At 54.5% G+C, this 22,280-nt stretch carries 24 protein-coding genes and 4 tRNA genes; 9 read left to right on the top strand and 19 right to left on the bottom strand.

Annotated features, from left to right (window positions below; all coding sequences use genetic code 11):
* The first annotated feature begins 48 nt into the window (after positions 1-48).
* The 5 genes from KSY55_RS04080 (at position 49) to KSY55_RS04060 (ending at position 6,188) form a co-directional block, all read left to right on the top strand.
* Positions 49-1,959 carry a YafY family protein gene (locus KSY55_RS04080; RefSeq protein WP_004222154.1) on the top strand — a complete coding sequence of 637 codons (1,911 nt, stop codon included), beginning with the start codon at positions 49-51 and terminating at the stop codon, positions 1,957-1,959.
* A gap of 13 nt (positions 1,960-1,972) precedes the next feature.
* Positions 1,973-2,290, top strand: coding sequence for a hypothetical protein (locus KSY55_RS04075; protein WP_022244805.1), 318 nt, complete (start codon positions 1,973-1,975; stop codon positions 2,288-2,290).
* Between the two features lie 20 nt (positions 2,291-2,310).
* Positions 2,311-4,911 carry an RNA helicase gene (locus KSY55_RS04070; RefSeq protein WP_004222150.1) on the top strand — a complete coding sequence of 867 codons (2,601 nt, stop codon included), beginning with the start codon at positions 2,311-2,313 and terminating at the stop codon, positions 4,909-4,911.
* A gap of 95 nt (positions 4,912-5,006) precedes the next feature.
* Positions 5,007-5,354, top strand: coding sequence for an RNA polymerase-binding protein RbpA (locus KSY55_RS04065; protein WP_004222148.1), 348 nt, complete (start codon positions 5,007-5,009; stop codon positions 5,352-5,354).
* 111 nt (positions 5,355-5,465) lie between these two features.
* Positions 5,466-6,188, top strand: a complete 723-nt coding sequence (locus KSY55_RS04060) for an HAD hydrolase-like protein (RefSeq protein ID WP_004222146.1) — start codon at positions 5,466-5,468, stop codon at positions 6,186-6,188.
* A gap of 351 nt (positions 6,189-6,539) precedes the next feature.
* Here the strand turns inward: KSY55_RS04060 and KSY55_RS04055 are convergent, their stop codons facing one another.
* The 11 genes from KSY55_RS04055 to KSY55_RS04005 form a co-directional block, all read right to left on the bottom strand.
* Positions 6,540-6,908 (bottom strand): hypothetical protein, encoded by a 369-nt coding sequence (locus tag KSY55_RS04055; RefSeq protein ID WP_004222143.1) that lies wholly within the window; start codon positions 6,906-6,908, stop codon positions 6,540-6,542.
* Between the two features lie 105 nt (positions 6,909-7,013).
* A complete protein-coding gene (locus KSY55_RS04050; protein ID WP_004222140.1) occupies positions 7,014-7,637 on the bottom strand; it encodes a MerR family transcriptional regulator in 624 nt (207 codons plus the stop codon).
* Positions 7,638-7,735: 98 nt separating this feature from the next.
* On the bottom strand, positions 7,736-8,176 hold the full coding sequence (locus tag KSY55_RS04045; RefSeq protein ID WP_033524029.1) for an FHA domain-containing protein: 441 nt from the start codon (positions 8,174-8,176) through the stop codon (positions 7,736-7,738).
* An 82-nt stretch (positions 8,177-8,258) separates the two neighbouring features.
* Positions 8,259-8,450 carry a hypothetical protein gene (locus KSY55_RS04040; RefSeq protein WP_033524028.1) on the bottom strand — a complete coding sequence of 64 codons (192 nt, stop codon included), beginning with the start codon at positions 8,448-8,450 and terminating at the stop codon, positions 8,259-8,261.
* Between the two features lie 106 nt (positions 8,451-8,556).
* Positions 8,557-8,721, bottom strand: coding sequence for a hypothetical protein (locus KSY55_RS04035; RefSeq protein ID WP_004222131.1), 165 nt, complete (start codon positions 8,719-8,721; stop codon positions 8,557-8,559).
* A 107-nt stretch (positions 8,722-8,828) separates the two neighbouring features.
* Entirely contained in the window at positions 8,829-8,993 is a 165-nt protein-coding gene (locus KSY55_RS04030; RefSeq protein ID WP_155114913.1) for a hypothetical protein, read from the bottom strand.
* A gap of 76 nt (positions 8,994-9,069) precedes the next feature.
* The gene (locus KSY55_RS04025; RefSeq protein WP_118270106.1) at positions 9,070-9,348 is read right to left on the bottom strand and encodes a hypothetical protein; all 279 of its coding nucleotides are present in this window, start codon (positions 9,346-9,348) and stop codon (positions 9,070-9,072) included.
* Between the two features lie 14 nt (positions 9,349-9,362).
* Positions 9,363-9,438: transfer RNA gene (locus KSY55_RS04020), tRNA-Val, on the bottom strand.
* Positions 9,439-9,470: 32 nt separating this feature from the next.
* Positions 9,471-9,542: transfer RNA gene (locus tag KSY55_RS04015), tRNA-Val, on the bottom strand.
* Positions 9,543-9,581: 39 nt separating this feature from the next.
* Positions 9,582-9,652, bottom strand: a tRNA-Cys gene (locus KSY55_RS04010).
* 30 nt (positions 9,653-9,682) lie between these two features.
* Positions 9,683-9,755: transfer RNA gene (locus KSY55_RS04005), tRNA-Gly, on the bottom strand.
* Between the two features lie 251 nt (positions 9,756-10,006).
* Here KSY55_RS04005 and KSY55_RS04000 point away from each other — a divergent pair.
* A complete protein-coding gene (locus KSY55_RS04000; protein ID WP_117501763.1) occupies positions 10,007-10,831 on the top strand; it encodes a PAC2 family protein in 825 nt (274 codons plus the stop codon).
* Positions 10,832-10,926: 95 nt separating this feature from the next.
* On the opposite strand, the gene uppP is transcribed toward KSY55_RS04000, so the two are convergent.
* A complete protein-coding gene (gene uppP, locus KSY55_RS03995) occupies positions 10,927-11,811 on the bottom strand; it encodes an undecaprenyl-diphosphatase UppP (RefSeq protein WP_004222120.1) in 885 nt (294 codons plus the stop codon).
* A 199-nt stretch (positions 11,812-12,010) separates the two neighbouring features.
* On the opposite strand from uppP, the gene KSY55_RS03990 reads away from it, so the two are divergent.
* Positions 12,011-12,802, top strand: a complete 792-nt coding sequence (locus tag KSY55_RS03990; protein WP_004222119.1) for a fructosamine kinase family protein — start codon at positions 12,011-12,013, stop codon at positions 12,800-12,802.
* Between the two features lie 166 nt (positions 12,803-12,968).
* On the opposite strand, the gene dnaJ is transcribed toward KSY55_RS03990, so the two are convergent.
* Both dnaJ and hrcA read right to left on the bottom strand, forming a co-directional pair.
* On the bottom strand, positions 12,969-14,117 hold the full coding sequence (gene dnaJ, locus KSY55_RS03985; protein WP_217749508.1) for a molecular chaperone DnaJ: 1,149 nt from the start codon (positions 14,115-14,117) through the stop codon (positions 12,969-12,971).
* Positions 14,118-14,170: 53 nt separating this feature from the next.
* Positions 14,171-15,304, bottom strand: coding sequence for a heat-inducible transcriptional repressor HrcA (hrcA, locus tag KSY55_RS03980; protein ID WP_217749509.1), 1,134 nt, complete (start codon positions 15,302-15,304; stop codon positions 14,171-14,173).
* A 392-nt stretch (positions 15,305-15,696) separates the two neighbouring features.
* Between hrcA and tkt the strand changes: the two genes are divergently transcribed.
* Both tkt and tal read left to right on the top strand, forming a co-directional pair.
* Positions 15,697-17,805: a transketolase gene (gene tkt / locus KSY55_RS03975; RefSeq protein ID WP_004222111.1), complete on the top strand. Its 2,109-nt coding sequence runs from the start codon at positions 15,697-15,699 to the stop codon at positions 17,803-17,805.
* Positions 17,806-17,897: 92 nt separating this feature from the next.
* Positions 17,898-19,001, top strand: a complete 1,104-nt coding sequence (tal, locus tag KSY55_RS03970) for a transaldolase (protein ID WP_004222108.1) — start codon at positions 17,898-17,900, stop codon at positions 18,999-19,001.
* A 90-nt stretch (positions 19,002-19,091) separates the two neighbouring features.
* Here tal and KSY55_RS03965 read toward each other — a convergent pair whose 3' ends face one another.
* The 5 genes from KSY55_RS03965 to KSY55_RS03945 all read right to left on the bottom strand — a co-directional run bounded on the left by KSY55_RS03965 (position 19,092) and on the right by KSY55_RS03945 (position 22,197).
* The gene (locus KSY55_RS03965) at positions 19,092-19,352 is read right to left on the bottom strand and encodes a hypothetical protein (protein WP_022245507.1); all 261 of its coding nucleotides are present in this window, start codon (positions 19,350-19,352) and stop codon (positions 19,092-19,094) included.
* Positions 19,342-19,662, bottom strand: coding sequence for an AAA family ATPase (locus KSY55_RS03960; RefSeq protein WP_055063413.1), 321 nt, complete (start codon positions 19,660-19,662; stop codon positions 19,342-19,344). The genes KSY55_RS03965 and KSY55_RS03960 overlap by 11 nt, the downstream gene beginning before the upstream one ends.
* Positions 19,663-19,700: 38 nt before the next feature.
* On the bottom strand, positions 19,701-20,318 hold the full coding sequence (gene pnuC, locus KSY55_RS03955; protein WP_004222097.1) for a nicotinamide riboside transporter PnuC: 618 nt from the start codon (positions 20,316-20,318) through the stop codon (positions 19,701-19,703).
* A 17-nt stretch (positions 20,319-20,335) separates the two neighbouring features.
* Positions 20,336-20,506, bottom strand: a complete 171-nt coding sequence (locus tag KSY55_RS03950) for a hypothetical protein (RefSeq protein ID WP_155114912.1) — start codon at positions 20,504-20,506, stop codon at positions 20,336-20,338.
* Positions 20,507-20,661: 155 nt separating this feature from the next.
* Positions 20,662-22,197, bottom strand: a complete 1,536-nt coding sequence (locus tag KSY55_RS03945; protein ID WP_004222092.1) for an aminotransferase class I/II-fold pyridoxal phosphate-dependent enzyme — start codon at positions 22,195-22,197, stop codon at positions 20,662-20,664.
* Positions 22,198-22,280: the final 83 nt, after the last annotated feature.

The raw sequence follows: 22,280 nt of genomic DNA, 5'->3' as shown, positions 1-22,280 counted from the left end.
GAACCGGCTAGGCACTTAAGATGAAACGTTAACGAGACGTGAGGACTAATGGCAGAGGGCAGTAACGGAAGGCGTCGTTTCTCCGACAAATGGGGCAAGCACGAACTTGATGTATTGGCTGTGCTTTCCTCAGCTTTCCCGCAATGGCTCACTTCCCGTCAGATTGCCCAGCGTGTGAAGGCGTATGCCGATTCCTATGGGGAGCTGGCTGATCAGGCGGCGAAGGCGGCTTTTGCCAAGCAATTCCAGCGTGACCGTGCCAAGCTTGCGGCCATGGGCATCGCCATCGAATCGAGGCAGCCTGAGTATTCATCTAAGTCGGAAGGCCAGGATTTCGCATCCTATCGTCTGCAGCTTGGAGATGAGCCTCGCGTTCGTCTGCTGTTCGGCGACGAGGATTTGCCGATTCTTGCCGCGGCCAACTATCTGGCCCGTTCCATGTCGATTTCCTCAGCTCCCGCACATGAGACGCAGCATACGTCCCGTACCGCGCCTCGCGTCCCTCAGACTCCGACTCCAGGGCTTGGTCTTGATTCCATCGCTCCGGGTCTGGGAACGCAATCCATTCCCGACGAATTGGTCAAGGTCGTTGACCAGCGTCGTTTCGCGGCGACTGTAGATGTTGACGGCGAGCATTTGAACGTCGCCTACACCGATTCCGATGATCTGGCCATGTTCGTGCTTTCTCATCCGGGTGCTTCCATCGTCAGTCCTCAGGAGGCTGTCGACGCGTTCAACCGCCGTTTGAATGCCGCCACGCAGTTCGTGCCTGCCGACGAATCCACAGGAGGCGATAGCTCCACTGTCACAGCCATGGAAATCAACCGCAACAGCGCTGACGACGATGCAGAGGAGTGCAAGGGGCGTCCGAAGAAGAATTCCGCATTCCAGACGGGTAGTGAAGTCGACCGTCGTCTGCGTCTGATGCTGTTCCTTTCGGCGCACCTCGGCGAAGAATATTCGCTTGAGGAACTTGCGGAACGTTTCATTGGCAAACCGAAGTCCGATGACGAGCTGAAGAAGTTCGTCAATGTCATTCATAAAGACATCAACACGCTAACTACGGTTTCCGACGATGGTGAGATGGCAGGAAGCCAGTTCTTTGACATCGACTGGTCGTTGCTTGACGCTGAAGGCATTGTTTCCGCCACGAATTCGCTTGGGCTGGAACGCTTGGCAGGTATCTCCCAGCAGTATTTGAGCATGCTTACCGCATCGGTGAGCTATCTTGCGCATTCGTCGTTGCTGCCGGACAAGTTGCGTGAACAGGCTGAATCGTTGTACAGCCGTCTTCGTCAACATGTTGAGCCGGGGGACATGCCTTGGCTGAGTCTGACCGGTTATGAGATGGAGCCGCGTAATTTCTCCATTGTGAAGAGCGCGATCTCCAAGAGCTTGCTGCTTGACATGGAATATACGGATGGCGCCGGAAGGACCCAGCGTAAGCTTGTCGCGCCAGATAAGATCTTCGTCGATGAGGGAGTCTTCTACGTTGCCGTATGGACTGACGTCGCTGCCGCTGCACCGGCTGACAAAGCTAAGTACGTGAAGAAAGACACCACGATCAACAAGGCCACAGGAAAGCCTCGCATCTGGCAGGTGCTTCGCATTTCCCGCATTGAAAAGGCCGAACTGGTTGAACCCACCGCGAAAATCGACATTCCCGACGTTCCCGCATCCGAATTGCGCAAATGGAGCTTCGATAATGGAACTCCAGCTGTGTTCGTCACCAATCAGGATGATCTGTCATTTATTGACGGGCTGTCGGGAGCAACAGTCGAAAAGTGCGGAGAGGGCGAGAAGGTGCATCTGATCGTCTCGTCCGATTCTTGGTATGTCGCATTCTGTATTTCCCACGCACGGCATATCACTGCCGTAGCTCCCGAAACGTTGCGTACCATGATTGTCGCCCGTGCCCAGCATGAGCTGAGCATTGGCGATCGTGAGAATGAAGGCTGACGGGGGAGAGACTATGCCTTGGTGGATTTGGCTGTTGCTCGCTCTGTTCATGCTTGCAATGGTTGTTTCCGGAGTCGTCTACGCATGTTTACACGGCTATCGAGCATTCAAGGACGTGGCGAAGCTGGGTGAACGGACGGCAAAACGAATCGAGGCGATGGGCAAACCATTGCCCCAAAACAACGAGAATGAAGCGCCTTTCTTTACCAGACCTTTAAAGGATGCTGCAGATCGTTATGCGGATGCCCATGCCGGAGTCATTGAGAGGCATGAAGCGAAGCGAAGCCGTCATGCTCAACAGTGGGCACAATGGCGTCATTGTAACGATTGACCCAACCATATTAAGGAATCATGACCCATCATCGTCGCCGTAATAACGGTATTGACCCGTCGAAAATCAATGAGACCGTGGAGTTGTCTCCCGCGCAACGGTATGCCGCATTCAAACAAACGCAGGCCAAGCAGCGCACGGTTGCGGCCGAATTCGCAAGATCCATGCCATTCGAGCTTGACGAATTCCAGATGCAAGCCAACGATGCGTTGGAGGCTGGCGATAATGTGCTCGTGGCAGCCCCTACGGGAGCAGGCAAGACTGTCGCAGCCGATTTCGCCATCTATCTGGCGCAGACGCGGAATGTCAAAGCCTTTTATACCACGCCGATCAAAGCGCTGAGCAACCAGAAATACCATGATCTGGTCGACCAGTATGGAACGGATAAGGTCGGATTGCTGACCGGAGACACGTCCATCAACTCTGAGGCGGATATTGTGGTCATGACCACGGAAGTGTTGCGCAATATGCTGTATGAGCATTCCGTGACGCTTGAAGCGCTTCGTTATGTGATCCTTGACGAAGTGCACTATCTTGCTGACCGTTTCCGAGGGCCGGTCTGGGAAGAAGTCATTATCCACTTGCCGAAAAACGTGAACATCATAGGTCTTTCCGCGACGGTTTCCAATGTCGAGGATTTTTCCGAATGGATCGAATCTGTTCGTGGCAAAACCACGTTGGTCATGTCGGAACAGCGTCCGGTACCGTTGGAGCAGCACGTGCTCGTACAGGCAGATGACCATACCGAACCAGAACTCATCGACCTATATCGGCGTGACGCCAATGGCGAACAGACGGTCAAACTCAATGCGCAGCTGATAAACAGACTTGATCAGCTTGATCGTCAGGCGGAACGGCGCAAGGGCGAGCGACGTCCTGATAAGCGTAGGGCCAAAGGTAAAGGTGGACGATGGGACGATCGCCCGCATAAGGTCGAACGCCATACGCCTCGACGCTGGGCGGTTGTGGACGAGTTGAATTTTCTTGACATGCTGCCGGGAATCTACTTCATTTTTTCAAGAAACGGTTGCGATCAAGCGGTTGACCAATGCATCAACGCAGGCTTGGAACTCACCACCAGCGACGAAGTGCAACAAATCAGACGGATCGTCGATGAGATGGTCGAAGGCCAGTTGAGCCAAGAAGACTTGAAAGCGCTGCATTTCTCGCAATTTCGTTTCGCCCTGGAAGAAGGGTTCGCTCCGCATCATGCGGGAATGGTCGCATTGTTCCGCCAGATTGTCGAACGCTTGTTTGAAGAAGGCTTGGTTAAAATGGTCTTCGCCACGGAAACGCTGGCTTTGGGCATTAACATGCCCGCACGGTGTGTGGTGGTTGAAAAGCTTGAGAAATTCGACGGCACCGGGCATGTTGGGTTGACTCCCGGCGAGTTTACCCAGTTGACCGGTCGTGCGGGACGACGTGGCATCGACACCATCGGACATGCCGTTGTGGTGGACCACCATGGTTTTGTTCCCGCCACTGCGGCCGCCTTGTCCAGCAAACGAGTGTATCCGCTTCACTCAAGCTTCAGACCGACCTTCAATATGGCTGTCAATCTATTGAATTCCAGCGACTATGAAACAGCTCGCGTTACGCTTGACCACTCCTTTGCGCAATGGGAAGCCAACGAGTCGGCATGGCAGCTTGAAGCACAGATGGAAACCTTATGCAAGGCTCTGGAAGGATACGAGCAGGCTTTCCAGTGTGAATTCGGCGATTTCAAAAAATTCATGCGTTTGCGGATGCGTTTGAGTGATTTGGAGAAGAACGAACGTCGCAAACTCAAGCATGAGGTGTTCCGTACGCAGAAGGAACGCAGCCAGGCGTTTATGGATCTTGACAAACGCATCAAGAAACTCAGAGAAGAAGACCGCGACCATCCATGCCGTAAATGCCCTGATGTGCAGAAGCACTTGAAATGGGGACATCGTTGGGCTCGTGAGATGCGCGAGTTGGAACGGGTACAGCATCGTTACGATTCGCGAACCGGTTCCGTGGCACGTCAGTTTGATCATATTTGCGCTGTGCTTTCCAATCTCGGCTATCTTCAGCCGGTACGGGAATCCGCGGGCCATGGTGATTATCAGCTCACGGAACGTGGCCAGCTGTTGCGGCATTTGTACAGCGAGCTTGATCTAGTATTGGCGCAGGCGATTGACGATGGCGCATTTGACGGGTTGAACGCCTGTGAATTGGCCAGCGTCGTCGCATCGTTGGTGTTCGAAGCCCGCAGGGGAGGCGGGGGAGAGCCGCGTCGTTACCCTGGAGGCATTCAAGGGAACGTCGCCGTGTGCGCAGCGCAGCTTAAGGGCGTCCATGCGTCGATTGCCATGTTATGTGAGGATCACATGCTTGAGGAGCCTCGCCAACTCGATTTTGGCATCACCGATATCGTCTACGATTGGGCGCAAGGTGAAAGCCTGTCGCAGGTGCTGTACGGCACCGATCTGACGGGCGGCGATTTCGTGCGTAACGGCAAACGGCTTGCCGACGTGCTTCAGCAGATAGCCGTGGCTGGACCGTATCTTGCGGATCGTGCCGAAACGTTGGCGCCAGTCGCAAAACAGGCGTACGATCGCATCAATCGTGGCATCGTCGCATACTCCGGCGTCGACTAAAATCGAACATCAAGCAGACGAATAAGGAATAAAAGACACGTCCGAACTATTCTGTAGCTTAGACAGAGCAGACAATCCAAGGAGGCAAAGGCAATATGGCAGAACGCAGCCTGCGAGGCATGAGCATCGGCGCAAAGTCGTTGGAATCTGATGACAATGTGGATTTCGCGGCGCGAAACGACGTCGCATATGTGTGCCCAAAGGGACACCGCACGATTCTGCCGTTCGCTGAAGGCGCGGAGGTTCCGGAGGAATGGGAGTGCCGGTGCGGCATGACCGCGCATCGTGAAGGCGACGAGGATCGTGAGGCCGACGAGATTTCCAAGCCGACCCGTACACACTGGGACATGCTATTGGAACGCCGTACTGAAGACGAGCTGAAGACGTTGCTTGAAAAGCGTCTGCAGATGCATCGCGACGGCTGGTTTCCAGACTACGAGTAACCAGTAGTTGAACGACACTTGAACTGCATGCCCGGTCAGTAAGACCGGGCATAATTGTTATCTGAACAGTTCACATTGCATCGAGCATTTAACAAGGAGTGCATTAATCTCATGTCCGAGAAGACCAAGCAACCCAAGAAAGTCGTTCTGCTTGACCTTGACGGCACATTGACCAAGTCTGATCCGGGCATCATTGGTTGTGTGGTGAAGGTATTTGAGGAACTGGGGTATCCAGTGCCTGATGATGAGGAGTTGCAGCGATTCATTGGTCCTGCAATTGTCGAGTCGTTGCAGCGCAATAATATTCCGGACGACTTACTCGATGAGGGCATTGCCATCTACCGCAGGTATTATGCGCAGGAAGCGGTGTTCGATGATCCGAATAATCCGGGTCAAAAGGTTCCGGGCCGTTTGAACAATACCATTTATGACGGTATCCCAGAACAGTTGGCCAAACTGCGTGCTGACGGATACTACTTGGCGATCGCAAGCTGCAAGCCGCAGTATCAGTGCATTCCGATTTGCGAGCATTTCCATTTGGACACCATGGTCAACGGCATTTACGGTGCCAGCGAAGATAATTCGCGTCTCGACAAAGATCAGGTTATTCAATGGGCGTTCGACCACATTGGGTTTGACGAAGCCGCTGGCGATAAGGCGCTCATGGTCGGTGACCGTTGGACCGATGCTGACGGAGCCAAAGCGTGCGGTCTGGATTGCTTGGGATGCGGCTGGGGTTATGCCGAGCCTGGCGAGCTGAAAGAACATGGCGCGTATAAGGTGATCGATTCGGTTAGTGAGCTTGCGCAAACCATCGAAGACTATTTCGCCTGATAGATAACGGCTGATGCACGAGCGGATCATCTTGTGCATAAAGACAAAGAAACCCCTGGGTATGCATGCCAGCGATGACATTTGCATACCTGGGGTTTTGAGAGATCGCGTACATCTCAAATACCCCCTGCACCTGCTCCCACTTTTGTCCGATAATGTATGTTATGTCAGAAAAGCTACAGCAGTTTTCGACTGACGCTCTTTTCTGTACATAACATCGGTGGGTTATGCCAGCACGTCCCTTTCGGGACTTTGCTCGACATAACCCACCGGCATGATGGATGGTGCGTCCTCGCTTCGCTGGACGTTTTTCCACACGGCTGCGTTTTCGCTTCGATGGATGTCTTTTGGCTAGTCCTTAATGGCTTGGCTGAGTTTTCTTTCCATTTCGCTTTTCATGCCGTTTCGGGCCTGCAGATACATAAACACCAGTTCCGTGGCGATGAGCATAACCATCAGTGCTGCCGACGGCCAACCAACCTGTTCGTAGAAATGCTGAAATTTCAAGGAAAAGCTGGGTTTGAACATCGTATATATCGGATACGGCAGAGCTCCGATGATCAGCGATGTGAAATGCAATCCGACAATTGACCAGCGTACCGGATATACGTCACTCTTGGTTTTTGAGAAGATATTTCCTCGAATTGCAGTAATCGAACAAATGTTCAACGATATGACCGCTGCGACAATCCACAGCAATGCCGGCAGAATATCAAACATGTATTGCTCCCCTGTTGTATGTCTGTCTGTACATATCTATCTCATATCAACGACTCGTACATCCGTCTTAGTCCGCATCAACCATACGGCATGCATTCTGGTATGTTACAGTGACGCGGCGGCGCGTGTCTGATGTTGCGCCTCGAAGTTCTTTCTCATGCGCATTGCAGTGATATCGTCAACAGGTCGGTTTCCACCCATCATGGAAGGCATGGTGGTCAGATCGACGTATTCCTCGTGGGCAAGAGTCTCTCTGATCTGCTTCCATAAAGATCCCACCGATACGCCGAATACCGCCCGACCGCTTTGCAACAACGCCACCATTTGCTCACTATCCGTACATTCGTGCACTTGCTGACCGTCGCACATAATCGTGATATTCTCAAGTTGTTCCGCGGTACGCTGCGTCAGAAAACTGATGGCAGTCGTCACATTTTGCAGATTGATGCCCGCGTCAAGCAGTCTTTTCGACACAGCAAGGATCACCACGTCCTTGAACGAGTACAGCCTGCGCGAACCGGATCCATGCGACGGCGTGATGGAAGGTTCCACGATTTGTCTGCGAGCCCAATAGTCAAGTTGACGATAAGTGATGCCTGCTACTTTTGAAGCCACCGTACCCTTGTAGCCGCGCGTCACCGGCTGAGTGCCGGTCGCGGGGAATAACTCCCCCTGCACCGCAGTCGACACATGCAGACGCAACCGCGTTGTTGGCTCTGCTTCGTTCATCACGCTCTCCTACGACATCTACAATAACGCCCATGAGCATTCGTGCGAAGCTCATGGGCGCGAAGCTGTTGTACACAGTCTATCCCGCATAACGTGGATCAACCGGCAATGACGGCTTTATTGTCGAAATAAACCAGACGGAACTTGCCAAGAATAATCTCATCGCCATTCTTGAGCTCCTGCTGATCAACACGCTGGCGGTTCACATAGGTGCCGTTCAAGCTGCCCGCATCAATAACGGAATACCTGCCGTCAGACCTGCGGAACACCGCATGGGCGCGGGAAACCGTGGAATCATCCAAAAGAATGTCCGCTCTTGGATCACGGCCGACGGTAATCTCATCCTCGTCAAGAAGATACCGCGACCCCGACACCGCTCCCCTAGTCGAGATCAGCAATGCCGTGCCATCGGCAAGACGCATGATGGTTTCAAGGTCCTCTTTCGTCAGAGGACGGTCTCCGGTGGAAGTCACCGGTACGGTTATTGCAGGAAGGCCAATGATGGTCGTTTCACCTGCGCTTGGAATCGGATCAGTCATAGTCGCCATTCTAGTCATTACCCTTGCAAATAGCCGGTATTGAGACCGGCATGGTCACGAATCATACACCGTAAAGTGGGTCTTATCCCTCAGTCTTGTCGATAATTGACACGAACTGGTCGTTTGGCAACATGTCATCATAGCTGCGCCAACGGCGTTCCAGCTCACGATTCGCCTCGTCATGCTGCTGTTTGCCGAGCCTGGCATAAGCCTTCAACTCGTTCGGCCCCATGTCTTTGACCGGCTGATTGAGATTCAATGCTTCGTCACTCACAAGCTGCCATTGTAGCCGTACACCTTGAAAGAACACGGAAAAAGCCCGGATAGTGTGTATTCCGGACTTAAAACTGTATTCGAAGTTATATTCGCGGGGATTGATTTCAGCGCTGCTCGTCGATCATTTCCCGCAATGCCTTGTTGCAGACGGCTCTTCTTGAATTAGGAGCATCGCCGGAGTGAATGGCCTCGGCCACCGCGTCGCTCTGCTGCGTCATCTTATAGTCTTCTCCCTGCGTGGACTCGATCTGGGATTTATCCGCACCCATGTATTTCACTGCATAGGAGTTGGTTGCAGCTCCAATCAAGTTGCCCGCGACAGGCGGACCCGCGGTTCCGCAGCGCGCCCAGATTTCCCTGTGAGACAACTCATGCCTTACAACAGCATCAAAATAGGCCGTACAAGATCCTCATCCTTCAGGAACTGGTTCTCATAATTCTGGAATTCGTCGATGCCTGCCTGAACGAGATCATCAGGTTCATCGGTGCTGGAAGACATTTGATACCATCCAATATCAACCGATTCTTTGTAGTCAGTCAAAATCACCATATACTGGTGAACATAATCACCGCCCTCCTCTGTTGCAGGAACGTTGGCCTTGTCGAAAATCGTTCCATCATGGATGGTATCCGAACCATTTGTCGTAGGTGGTCAGAACGAGATTCTCGTACTCCTGATACAACGGACGATCCTGCACGTAATAGATTTCGCCTGTGGCCGGCAGTCCCAGCTTACCTCTGAGATCCTGCTCGACTTTTTGATTGATGTTGCGTTGCCTGGAAGTATAGGCGCCATGAATCGCTATGGCGCCCAAACCCAACACCACGCGCCACCCGTTTCCGACATGCCGCACGAAACGGCGGAAACCCAACGAAACCAACAAAAAAGGCGGCACGACGTGCCGCCCGATGGTGGGTGATATAGGAATCGAACCTATGACCCCTTCCGTGTGAAGGAAGTGCGCTAGCCGCTGCGCCAATCACCCGATGATGGGTTATATAGGAACTCACGTTCCAGTGGGCGATACAAGATTCGAACTTGTGACCCCTTCCGTGTCAGGGAAGTGCGCTACCTCTGCGCCAACCGCCCGGGTCATGCGTCGCACTCGCACACGTCAAGCACAACAAGAGGTGGGTACGAGAGTCGAACTCGTCTATACGGCTTTGCAGGCCGCTGCCTAACCGCTTGGCTAACCCACCCTAAAGGTCGATAATCAATCGGAACCTTAGAGCGGACAACGGGACTCGAACCCGCGGTCTCAACCTTGGCAAGGTTGCGCTTTACCAACTAAGCTATGTCCGCATGTTCTCCGCAGTACTACTGCCTGAGCACGAGTATCTACTATATCCGCATTCTCAAAATTTGCAAGTCCGCGTGTCGTGTTCGTGTTTTGCTGTTTTCAAAGGGCTTTTATCTACCGAAAAAGGTTTTGAGCTTTCTTGACATTCGGGTATTTTGAGATGCTGTTGTCTAGATCGGGATGCCCTGCTCGTCACATTCACCGATGGCGGAAGCGTGTTTGCGGAAATATGATTTCGTTATACATTTAAAGCATGTGTGAGGAGACGAAAAAACGCGAGACAATAATGATCTCCGCGTTTGAGGGGTGGAATGACGCCTGCCAGGCTGCGACGAACGTCATACGGCATCTTGTGTCGCGATATGATTCACAGGAGGTGCATCATATCGACAATGAGGGTTTCTACGACTATCAGGTAGCCCGTCCGATGATTTGCTCGGTACAAGGTCGTAAACGAATCATCTGGCCACAGACCACGTTCTATGACATTGCAGTCTCCCCCTCGCTGCATTTTCTCGCTCAGATCGCCCCCGAGCCAAATTATCGTTGGGAGGAATACTGCAGGCAGACGTTGCGCATCGCAGAAGACTACGATGTGAGCGGTATCGTCACGCTTGGATCCATGTTCGACGATTGCCCCCACACCAGGCCTTTGCCGCTTGACATTTCCAGAAATGACTGCGAAAGCGAACCCGACAAGGAATATAACGGCCCTGTGGGCATCCCCAACATTCTTGACGCATTTGCGGCGGACGCAGGATTTCATACCACATCCATGTGGGTGTCCGTACCCCATTACTGTGCGAATACCGAGTGCTTGCAGGGCACGCTGGAATTGGTTCGCGCATTGTCTCTTTTACTTGAGCATCCGCTGACTGAAGGTGATTTGAACAGAAAAGCCGCCGAATGGCGCAAGGCTGCCGACGAGATTGTCGAGCAGACGCATGCCGGCGATTATCTTGCCTGTCTGGAACGCGACTACGATTTGAACGCTCAAGCGCAACGTATCGCGTCGAATGGCATGCCCGCTTGCGAAGAGCTGATTCGTGAGGCTGAATCGTTCTTGCGTGGCAATTAAGTTGTGATTGGCGATAAGCAGTGAATATATAAGTCGGGCCGACCATCGCAGGATGATCGGCCCGACTTTTTTGTTATTCGATTATCGAATTAGATTCACGCTGCAGCTGCGGCTTCCAGCGGCGAAAGCACGCCGGTAATCAGCAGCAATGCCACGACGATCGCCAAGCCGATGCGGTAGATGGCGAATGCCTTGTACGAGAAGGTGGAAACAAACTTCAGGAAGCCGATGATCACCACGTAGCCGACCACAAATGCCACGATGGCTGCGGCAATGGTAGGACCCCAGCCGGGGAACATACCGGCATCCCCCGCGGCAACGTCCTTGACGGCCGATACGGCTTCCAGAATGCCTGCGCCGAACACGGCAGGAATGGCCATGAGGAAGCTCACTCGAACGGCTGCCTCACGGGTGTATCCCATGGCGCGTCCAAAGGTGATGGTGCCCCCAGAACGGGAAACGCCGGGAATCAATGCGAGCATCTGGCCGATGCCGAAGATCAGCGCATCCTTCCAGGTCATTTCCTTCATGGTCTTGACCTGCTTGGAACGGGCGTCGACCACCCACAGCAGCACGCCGAACAATGCAAGTACGGTGACGGTGATCCACAGATTACGCAGTGACCCTTCGATCGCATGCTTGAACAGCAGGCCGGCAATCAGAATCGGCATCGTGCCGAGGATGATGAACCAGCCCATCTGCGTGTCTGGATTGTGCGCTCCCATACGGCTTTTGAAATCCTTGCCTTCTTTGCCGAACAGGGAGCCGAACCATGCTCCAAGAATGCGGATGATGTCATGTCGGAAATACAAAATCACGGCAAGCTCGGTGCCGATCTGGATGATTGCGGTGAACGCGGCGCCCGGATCGGATCCCAGCATCAAATCGCCGATAATGCGAATATGCGCGCTGGAAGAAACTGGCAGGTACTCGGTCAATGCCTGCACCAGACCAAGGAAAATCGCTTGGAAGAAATTCATGAACCCTCTTTTATATGTATCAATGGTTTCGTCTGCTTTTCCGCATCCAAGACTAGCGAGAGGGGTCTAATTTTTCGCTATGGATCCTTGAGTTGTCTCAAACCATGCACACAATGGTGCCAAAACCCATCGGAGCTTCACTAACGATTCCATAAGGTCTCGCAAATGTGGCGGATCATGCAAGGAAAGGTCGGGCAGCATGAGCAAATATCGCAAGAGCAGGGCATTCAGTCCTGAAGGTTTCTTCGAATGCGAGGGCCGTGGCCTGCAGTGGCTTGGCGAAGCGCAATCCAAAGGCGGGCCACGTGTGGTAGACGTGTACGACTGGGGCAAGGATTATCTCAACATTGAACGAGTGAACGCCTGTGGTCCGACTTTGCAGGCCGCGCATGATTTCGGCGCTGCTCTCGCACGTATGCATGATGCCGGAGCCGATTACTTTGGATCTGCCCCAGCCGGATATACGGGAACTTGTTATTTCGGCCCCTTGCAGGATCCCGTTCCCATGGACGCAGGCGAATGGGATGATGTGGCGACATATTTGGCCGAAGGCAGGCTCCGTCCGATGGTACAGCTTGGTATGAAGCGCCGTGAACTCACTGATTACGATATGGAACTGACTGAGGCCGTCATTGAAGCGTTGCCTGAAATACTGGGCAAGGCGGCCAATGACAAGCCAGCACGAGTGCACGGCGATCTGTGGAGCGGCAATGTCATGTGGTCGGCCGATTCCGGATCCGTGGAAGCGGTGCTGATCGACCCAGCCGCGCACGGCGGGCATCGTGAAGAGGATCTCGCCATGCTTGACCTATTCGGCATGTCGTACTTGCGGGACATTCTCGACGGATACCAGTCCGTACATCCGCTGAAAGCAGGATGGCAGGAGCGCACCACATTGTGGCAGCTCTACCCCATCGCAGGCCACTGCGTGTTCTTCGGCGGTGGCTATGTGAACCAGTATCGCGCTATGTGCCGGTCATTGCTCAAATAAACACATAGATATGCCTAATGATTGGCTGTTGTAGGCGTGAGGCAATCCGCTTGCTACAGCAGAAACATTGACAAAATAGCCGGTTGCTTCGTTTTTGAAGCAACCGGCTATTTGATATGCGATCTAACGTTTTCTCATCGGATGTACGACATGAGGATAGGGAAATTCAGCGCAGTGCATCCTTCAGCTTGGAGAAGAAGCCCTTCTTCGTTCCGGAAGTCGGGCGTGCGCTTACCGCAACATGTTGGGCATCTGTGTCATGCTTTTCGGCAAACCGTTCCATCAAGGCACGCTCGTCGTCAGTGAGCTTTGTCGGAATCTTCACTGCGATATGCGCCACCAGATCGCCACGCTCGCTCTTGTTGTTAAGATGCGTGACGCCCAGATTCTTCAAGGTCACAGTGTCGTCAGGCTGGCTTCCTGCAGGCACTCTCACAGACTGCTTGCCATCGAACGTGTCGATTTCCAGATCATGCCCCAGTACGGCCCAGCTCATCGGCACTTGGATCCAGCAGTGCAAATCATCATCGTCACGAGTGAAGGTGTCATCCTGAGCGATGCGGATGTCGACATACAGGTCGCCGGCAACACCGCCGTTTTCACCCACCTCGCCCTGATTAGCGAGACGCAGACGGGTATTGTTCGCCACGCCGGCAGGCACGGACACGCCGACATTACGGGTGATACGCACACGACCATGACCAAGGCAGGACGGACACGGATTTTCGATAACGGTACCATGTCCCTCGCAACGCTCGCATGGAGCGGTGGTCATCATCTGGCCAAGCATGGTGCGCACCACGCGCTGTGCGTAGCCCTGACCATGGCAGTCGGGGCACTGTGCCGGCTGGGTACCTTTCTGGCAGCCGGTGCCGGCGCATTCCTGGCACAGACCGAACGTTTTGATTTCAACATGTGCGGTGTCGCCGAACACCGCAGTCTTCAAGTCGATGGTCACTGTGGCCAGTGCATCGCGTCCCGGCTGTGTACGAGGGGTCGGACCGCCGTTGCCACCGCCGAAAGCACCTCCGGTGAACATGTTGAAAATGTCACCCATGTCGCCGAATCCGCCGCTGAATCCGCCATGCATGCCGCCGGCGTTCGGATCGTTCGGGTCCACGCCGGCGTCGAACATCTGACGCTTCTGTGGATCGGACAACACTTCGTAGGCGTTATTGACTTCCTTGAATTTGTCTTCGAATTCCGGACCTGCGATATCGGGATGATATTTGCGGCTCATCTTTCGATAAGCTTTTTTGATCTCGTCGTCGCTTGCGGAGCGGTCTACGCCCAGCACTTCGTAATAGTCCGTCACGGTTGTTCTTTCTCCCTATTGCTTTTCGCGTGTCATTGTGCCATAAGGCGGGGTCAGCTGTTGTTTTGGTTTTCGTCGTGAGCCACGAATGCGGTCAGATATCTGGCAACGGCACGCACTGCTGCCATGGTCGCCGCATAGTCCATATGCGTCGGTCCTATGGATCCGACGAAGGCGATGGGCTCGGTGGAATCCTGCGCTGCAGTGGTGTGATTGCTTGTCTCTCTCCCCTGCTCCTCCGCAGTTTCGCCTTTTGTTACGTCGTCAGCGGTTGCCGAGGTTCGACCGTACCCGCTGGTCACCACGGATGCATGCAGCAGACCGGGCGTGTGCGTTTCGGAGCCGATGGCCACTCCGACTCCATCGGATTGCGTGGTTTCGCTCAACGCGCTCATGAGTTTCATGAGCACGACTTGCTCTTCCAGCGCATCGAACAATGGTGCAAGATCGGCCACGGCACGCTGGTGCGCGAGTCGTGAGGTTCCTGCCATATAGAGTTCGCTCGCGCGCTCGTCGTCGGCCATGCCATCGAAAGCTTGAGCAAGCGTTTCCGCCAGTTTACTGATGGGGCGGTATTCCTTGCGGGATGACATCTGCCTGACACAGTCCGCGGTTCGTGTCAAAGAAACGCTGGCACACTGCGCGTTGATTTCGTTGACCAGATGCGACAGCACTGTGGTGTCCGGCAACTCGGAAACGTTGAGTATATGTTGCGCCACTCGGCCGGTGTCAGTGATGACGACGGCCAACAGGGTGTTGATTGATACGGGAACGATTTCGATATGCCGTAATGTCGATTTCGCCAACGACGGGGCCGCCACAACCGCGACCTGACCGGTGATCTGTGCCAGAAGGCGGGCTGCGCGCTGCAAGGTGTCCTGCAGATTGACGGATCCCGACAGAAAACTGTTGATGCCACGGCGTTGCGCTTCAGACATCGGCACCACTGTGGCCAAGCGGTCCACGAAGTATCGGTACCCTTTTTCCGTTGGTATGCGCCCTGCCGACGTATGGGGTTGAATAAGATATCCCTCATCTTCCAAGGCGGCCATATCATTACGGACGGTGGCCGAGCTGACGCCCAGATCATGATCTTTGGTCAAGGTGGTCGAACCGACTGGCTCCTGCGAGCGAATATAGTCCTCGACGACGGCACGCAGCACCAACATACGTCTTGACTGCGTCATGCGTGCCTCCTCTTTATGTATACACGATACGATTCAGCGGGAGCCGGTTTTCGGAATATCTGCGATATTAGGAGAAACCGTCTTCCGTAAATACTTCTCCCATTGTATTAGCACTCGCGAGGCGCGAGTGCTAATACGTTCGCTTCCAGAGTACTCGTTTCTCGTTTTTCCCGATAGCAATCTCCCGAAATGCTCGTCATACCACCAATCGAACAGAGCAATCGCACGAGAATGTTAACTGTGAGCGTTAACAGAACACAAACTACCAAAACACGCCAAAAATCCACCACAACGTCACCTCACATCGCTACTATGGAAAACGCAATGTGAGGGCGTCGAGCGCTCGGCACAAGCCGGATACGCGGCCCGACCAATTGGAAGGAAAGTAATCCATGACCGAATTCAAGGAGACCGAGCTGGACGAGCGCGCCATCAAGATGGCCAAGGTCCTGTCGGCCGACGCGGTTGAGCGTGCGGGACACGGCCACCCGGGTTCCCCCGTCTCCCTGGCGCCTATCGCCTACACTCTGTACCAGCATTTCATCAAGCATGATCCGAACGATCCCAATTGGGAAGGTCGCGACCGCTTCATCCTTTCTGGCGGTCATGCTTCCCTCACCCAGTACGTCCAGCTGTACTTCTCCGGCTACGGCCTGACTCTGGATGACCTGAAGAACTTCCGCGGCGGTGCTGACACCCGTACCCCGGGTCACCCGGAATATGGTCTGACCCCGGGCATCGAAATGACCACTGGTCCGCTGGGCCAGGGCTTCGCTTCCGCCATTGGTTTCGCCTATGGCCAGCGTTTCCAGCGTGGTCTGCTTGATCCGGAAGCTCCGGCAGGCGAATCCCCGTTCGACCACAACATCTGGGTCATCTGCGGCGAAGGCGATATCGAAGAAGGTATCTCTGGCGAAGCTGCCTCCCTCGCTGCCAACCAGCAGCTGGGCAACCTGACCGTCATCTTCGATGCCAACCGCATCCAGATCGAAGGCGACACCAATCTGGTTCTGGCTGAGGACGTGCTCAAGCGCTTCCAGGCCTACGGCTGGTACACCGACGAGTTCAGCTTCATCCAGCCTGACGGCTCCTACAAGGAGGACGTCGAGGGTCTGGCCGACACCATCGCCAAGGCTCGCGAGGCCGCTCCGAACCAGCCGAAGCTCATCAAGGTCGATACCCTGATCGCATGGCCGACCCCGGGCAAGACCAATGATCCGTCCTCTCACGGCTCCAAGCTGGGCGCCGAAGCCGTCGCAGGCCTCAAGGAACTGCTTGGCTACGATCCGGAAGAGTCCTTCCATGTCGACGAAGAGGCTCTGGCTCACGCACGCAAGGTTGCCGAGCGCGGCCTCGAAGCCCACAAGGAATGGGACGAGAAGTACAACGCATGGCGCAAGGCCAACCCAGACAACGCTGCCCTGTATGACCGCCTCAAGGCCGGCGAACTGCCGGAGGGCTTCGACAAGGCCATCGATGACCTCGAGGCTACCTTCGAAGTCGGCAAGGGCGTTGCAACCCGTGGCGCTTCCGGTTCCGTGCTGAACGCCATCGCCGCTGTCATGCCGGAACTCTGGGGCGGCTCCGCCGACCTCGGTGGCTCCAACAAGACCGATCTTAAGGGCGCTGCCACCTTCGCTCCTGCCGAGTGCGCCACCAAGCAGTGGCCGGTCTGCAGCCCGTACGGCCGTCAGCTGCACTTCGGCGTGCGCGAGTTCACCATGGGTACCATCACCAACGGCATCCTGCTGGGCTCCCATACCCGTCCGTTCGGTGGCACCTTCTTCATGTTCTCCGACTACGAGCGTTCCGCTGTGCGTCTGGCCGCCCTCATGCAGATTCCGAACCTGTATGTGTGGTCCCACGACTCCGTCGCCGTCGGCGAAGATGGTCCGACCCACCAGCCGGTGGAGCACCTGGCTTCCTTCCGTGCCATCCCGCAGCTTGAGGTCGTCCGCCCGGCCGACGCTTACGAGACCGCCGAAGCCTACCGTTACTTCTTCGAGAAGAAGAACACTCTGCCTGCAGCCATGGTGCTGACCCGCCAGGGCGTTCCGGTTCTTGCCGAAACCGCTGAGAAGGCCAAGGACGGCGTCAAGAAGGGCGCTTACGTGCTTGTCGACACCGAGGGCACCCCTGACGTCATTATCATGGCCACCGGTTCCGAAGTGCAGTGGGCCGTCTCCGCAGCCAAGACCCTGGCTGGTGAAGGCATTAAGGCTCGCGTTGTGTCCGCTCCGTCCCTCGAATGGTTCGAGGAGCAGGACGCCGAGTACAAGGAAGCTGTGCTTCCGGCCTCCGTCAAGGCTCGTGTCTCCGTCGAGGCTGGCGTTGCCATGCCGTGGTACAAGTACCTCGGCTCCTACGGCAAGCCGGTTTCCATCGAGCAGTTCGGCCTGCAGGGCGACGGTGCTCAGAACATGATCGACCTGGGCATCACCGCCGAGCATGTTGTCGAAGCCGCCAAGGCCTCCATTGCGGAAGTCGAAGCCGCCAAGTGATTCGACGGGGAGGGGCATGATGCATGTGCCTCTCCCCTTTTACCGCACAATAAATAAAGATTTGATCCAAAAAGGTATCAAGGAGAAAAACAATGACTGAAGCAACTCAGCGCACCTCTGACTCCGGTGTCTCGATCTGGCTGGACGATCTGTCCCGCACCCGTATCGAATCCGGCAACCTGCAGGAGCTCATCAAGGACAAGAACGTCGTTGGCGTCACCACCAACCCGTCCATCTTCCAGAAGGCTCTGAGCCAGGTCGGCCCGTACGATGCACAGCTCAAGGAGCTCGGCAAGGTTGACGTTGAGACCGCTATCCGCGAGCTCACCACCACCGACGTGCGCAACGCCACCGACATCTTCCGTGAGATCGCCGAAGCCACCGATTTCGTCGATGGCCGCGTTTCCATCGAAGTTGATCCGCGTCTGGCCCACGAGACCGAAGCCACCGAGCAGCAGGCTGTCGAGCTCTGGGAGAAGGTCAACCGTCCGAACGCCATGATCAAGATCCCGGCAACCCTCGAAGGCCTGCCGGCAATCACTGCAACCCTGGCCAAGGGCATCTCCGTCAACGTCACCCTGATCTTCTCGCTCGAGCGTTACGAGCAGGTCATCGATGCCTTCATCGAAGGCATCGCTCAGGCTGACGCCAACGGCCATGACCTGAAGCACATCGGTTCCGTCGCTTCCTTCTTCGTGTCCCGCGTGGACACCGCCGTCGACAACAAGCTTGAGGAGATCGGCTCCGATGAGGCCAAGGCTCTCGAGGGCAAGGCCGCTATCGCCAACGCTCGCCTCGCTTACGAGCTGTTCGAGAACAAGTTCGCCAACGATCCGCGTTGGGCTGCTCTCGAAGCCAAGGGCGCCAAGAAGCAGCGTCCGCTGTGGGCCTCCACCGGCACTAAGAACCCGGCCTATTCCGATTGCGTCTACGTTGACGAGCTCGTTGCCCCGCTCATCGTGAACACCATGCCGGAGAAGACCCTGAACGCTCTCGCCGATCACGGCAACGGCGCTCCGACCATCAAGGGTACCTACGAAGAGTCCCACGCCATCATGGCCAAGCTCGCTGAGCTGGGCATCGACTTCAAGGCTGTCACCGACAAGCTGGAAGCCGACGGCGTCGCTTCCTTCATCAAGTCCTGGGATTCCGTCCTTACTGACGTCCAGGCTGGCATCGACCGCGTCAACGGCTGAGCTTCTTGCTTAAGTGTTAGCGATCTAAGCTAAGGATCCCCCCCCTGCCAGAATTCTGGCAGGGGGTTTCTGCTATTGCTCTACATGTTTTCAGCTTATTCCGGTACGAGGCGTAAAACCAGTGGCCTGGCGGATCGCTTGAATCGCCTGCGTTTTGCGCCCTTCAAAAGTTGGATTGTCAAGCGTCACCACACGGTCGGCATACGGTGACTCCTGAATGACGCGTACCAAAGTCTCATGGAACCGATACCGATCCGAAGCCCACCGCATTGCACGGAACCCATCATCCACATATTCGGTGATCGGAGGAATCAGCAACACCAGATCAGGCTTCTCCTGTTCAATCACCATATCGAATGTCGGCTTGCAGCTTGGCGTTCTCATCGGCCGGCAGATAGCGTTCCGCATAGACACGCGTAACCATGGCATCAGTATCAAGAAAAACGATGCCATGATTGGCATGCGATGCTATTGCATGCTCGTTCTGAGAGAACTTGGAAAGAATCAGCCGCTCGTAATCGAAAGCGGTAAGTTCATCATCGTCAACATTGCAGGCTTCCTCAAATTCACGGGCATACTCGACCGCGATCGGAGCATCATACAATTTCGACAAGCGTGTCACCAATGTGGTTTTGCCGACGGAAGCCGGCCCAACAACCAATATGATCGTTGTGAACTCGCGACGGAACGATTGATTGATCAGCGGCCACCATTTGCGATTATGCTTTCCGTGCAAATACTTGATTGCAGATCATCCGATACGGCCATAGTGCTGCTCTTGTGGAACCAGACCCATGCGCCGTAAAAACCGTTGGCCAACATGACCACCTGAAGAACGAACATCGACATGGCGCCAGGACCTCCGGCGGAAAGCTGGTTGAACCAGATAACCACCTTGATCACGTCAAGAATAATCCATGCGACCCACTGGCTGCGGTAGCCGTATGTCATGAGAATCTGTCCGACGATACCAAGCGGCAGCAGCGTGCCGTCAAGCCGAACCTGTACACCGCCAGTATGGCTCGACACGAATACCACAATCAGATAGATCACGATGGTTGCGATGACGGCGAGAATGCCTTGCCACCATGTGAACATGCGGGCATTGACTTCCTCATACTCGTTTTTTTCCTGACGATCAAGCTGGCGCTGCCACACCCATACGCCGACGAACTGCATGGTGACGTAGAAGATCTGAGCGAAGATGTCTCCGACGAGATGGTTCATGATGGCAACGATCAGCCAAGTGGCGCAACCGATGAAGCCCCACAGATAGTTGGTCAGTCGCCCACGGTCGACGAGAATGAGATTGAACACGATGCATAGGCCGGAAATCAGACCAATTCAACCTGCCGCGGAAAATCTTTGGACACGAAGAATGACACCAACTGCGCCAACAGCATGACCGCGATCAGGACAAACTCCCCCGGCTTGAAGTCAGTCAGCTCGCGGAACACACGCTTCGGATTGACGACGTTGCCGATTCCTTTGAGCAAATCGTTCACAATATCCCCTTTCACAATGAAACGATGGCTCGGCCCTAAGGCCGGAGCCATCGTAGCCCTACTTATGGTCAGTATGACTATAAGTATTTGGGGACGGAGTGTCGCGATGCTGCGCGTACTTCACACCATGAAAGCCCTTCAAGCAATCAAGGTCATCATGCCTGATGATATGTGCTCAAGAAATCACCGATCTCACTTACGGTTTCCTTTAACATCGTGATACGTGGCAGATATACCACCCTGAAATGATCCGGATTCTGCCAGTTGAATGCACCGCCATGACTGATCAGAATATGCTTGTCATGCAGAAGATCCAACGCAAACTGCTCGTCGGAGTGAATATTGAACTTCTTGACGTTCAGCTTCGGGAAGATATAGAACGCCGCTTTCGGCTTAACTGCGGTAACGCCGGGAATTTCATTGAGCATCTGATAGACCAGTTCGCGCTGCTCGTACACACGGCCACCTGGCTTGATGTAATCCTTGACGCTCTGATGCCCGCCCAAAGCGGTCTGTACCACCGACTGAGCTGGGACATTCGAGCACATACGCATGTTCGCCAGCATGTTCAAGCCCTCGATGTAATCCTTCGCAATACGCTTGTTGCCGGAAAGTATCATCCATCCAATGCGATATCCGGCAATCATATGCGACTTCGACAGACCGGAGAACGTTACACAGAACAGGTCCGGAGCCAGCGATGCGATAGAAATATGCTCCAGTCCATCCATGACCAAACGATCGTAAATCTCATCGGAGAAAATAATGAGCTGATGTTCTCGGGCAATGTCGACGATTTGTTGCAGCAGTTCCTTTGGATAAAGCGCTCCGGTCGGATTATTTGGATTGATGATGACAATTGCCTTGGTCTTATCCGTGATTTTAGAGCGGATATCGTCGATATCGGGATACCATTCGGATCCCTCATCACAGATGTAATGCACGGCGGTACCGCCAGCCAAATTCACGCAGGCGGTCCACAGAGGATAGTCCGGCGAAGGCACCAGCACCTCGTCGCCATCATCCAGCAACGCGGACAGCGACAGGTTGATGAGCTCGCTGACGCCATTGCCGGTGAAGATATCATCGATGGAGACGTTCGGAATATTCTTGAGCTGTGCATACTGCATGATGGCTTTGCGTGCCGAGAACAGACCCTTGGACGGTGAATATCCTTCGGTTTCAGGGAGCTGTTGCGCCATATCATACACGACTTCATCCGGAGTCCGGAATCCGAATGGCGCAGGATTGCCGATATTGAGTTTCAGAATATGCGTTCCCGCGGCTTCCATGCGTGCTGCCTCGTCCGCCACCGGACCACGAACGTCGTAGAGCACATTGTCGAGCTTATGAGATTTCGTAAAGGTGCGCATAGTCTTTCCTTCTGTTGATTGCGCTGATGCAGGATTGCTATCATGTTGGGCTTCATCAGACTTGATTGCGGGCAAGGTGGCGACGTTCTGCTCCATGGGAACGTCCTTTCCCATCAGCCAGTCCTCATTGACCTGCAGAAAAGCCGCAAGAAAATGGGCGATATCGGCACGCGGCACGGTTTTGCCGCTCACGTACTGACTCATATGACTTTTGCCAAGTTTGATATTGAACTTCTCAGCAGCATGCACAAAGTCAATTTGTTTGACATTGCGGAACGCCATAGCGACGTTCAACCGGTTGGAGAACGATTCCGCCATACTAGTCCTTTCAGTTCAATTTTCATCAAGCGCTAGTTCAAATCCTAACACAAACCAACTAACGAAATTGCGGAAGTTCAATA

The organism is Bifidobacterium sp. MSK.13.1 (genome assembly GCF_019131435.1).
In the GTDB taxonomy this organism is placed as follows: Bacteria; Actinomycetota; Actinomycetes; order Actinomycetales; family Bifidobacteriaceae; genus Bifidobacterium; species Bifidobacterium pseudocatenulatum.
Note: the sequence above shows the minus strand (reverse complement) of the source record. Positions and strands in the feature narration are given on the sequence as shown.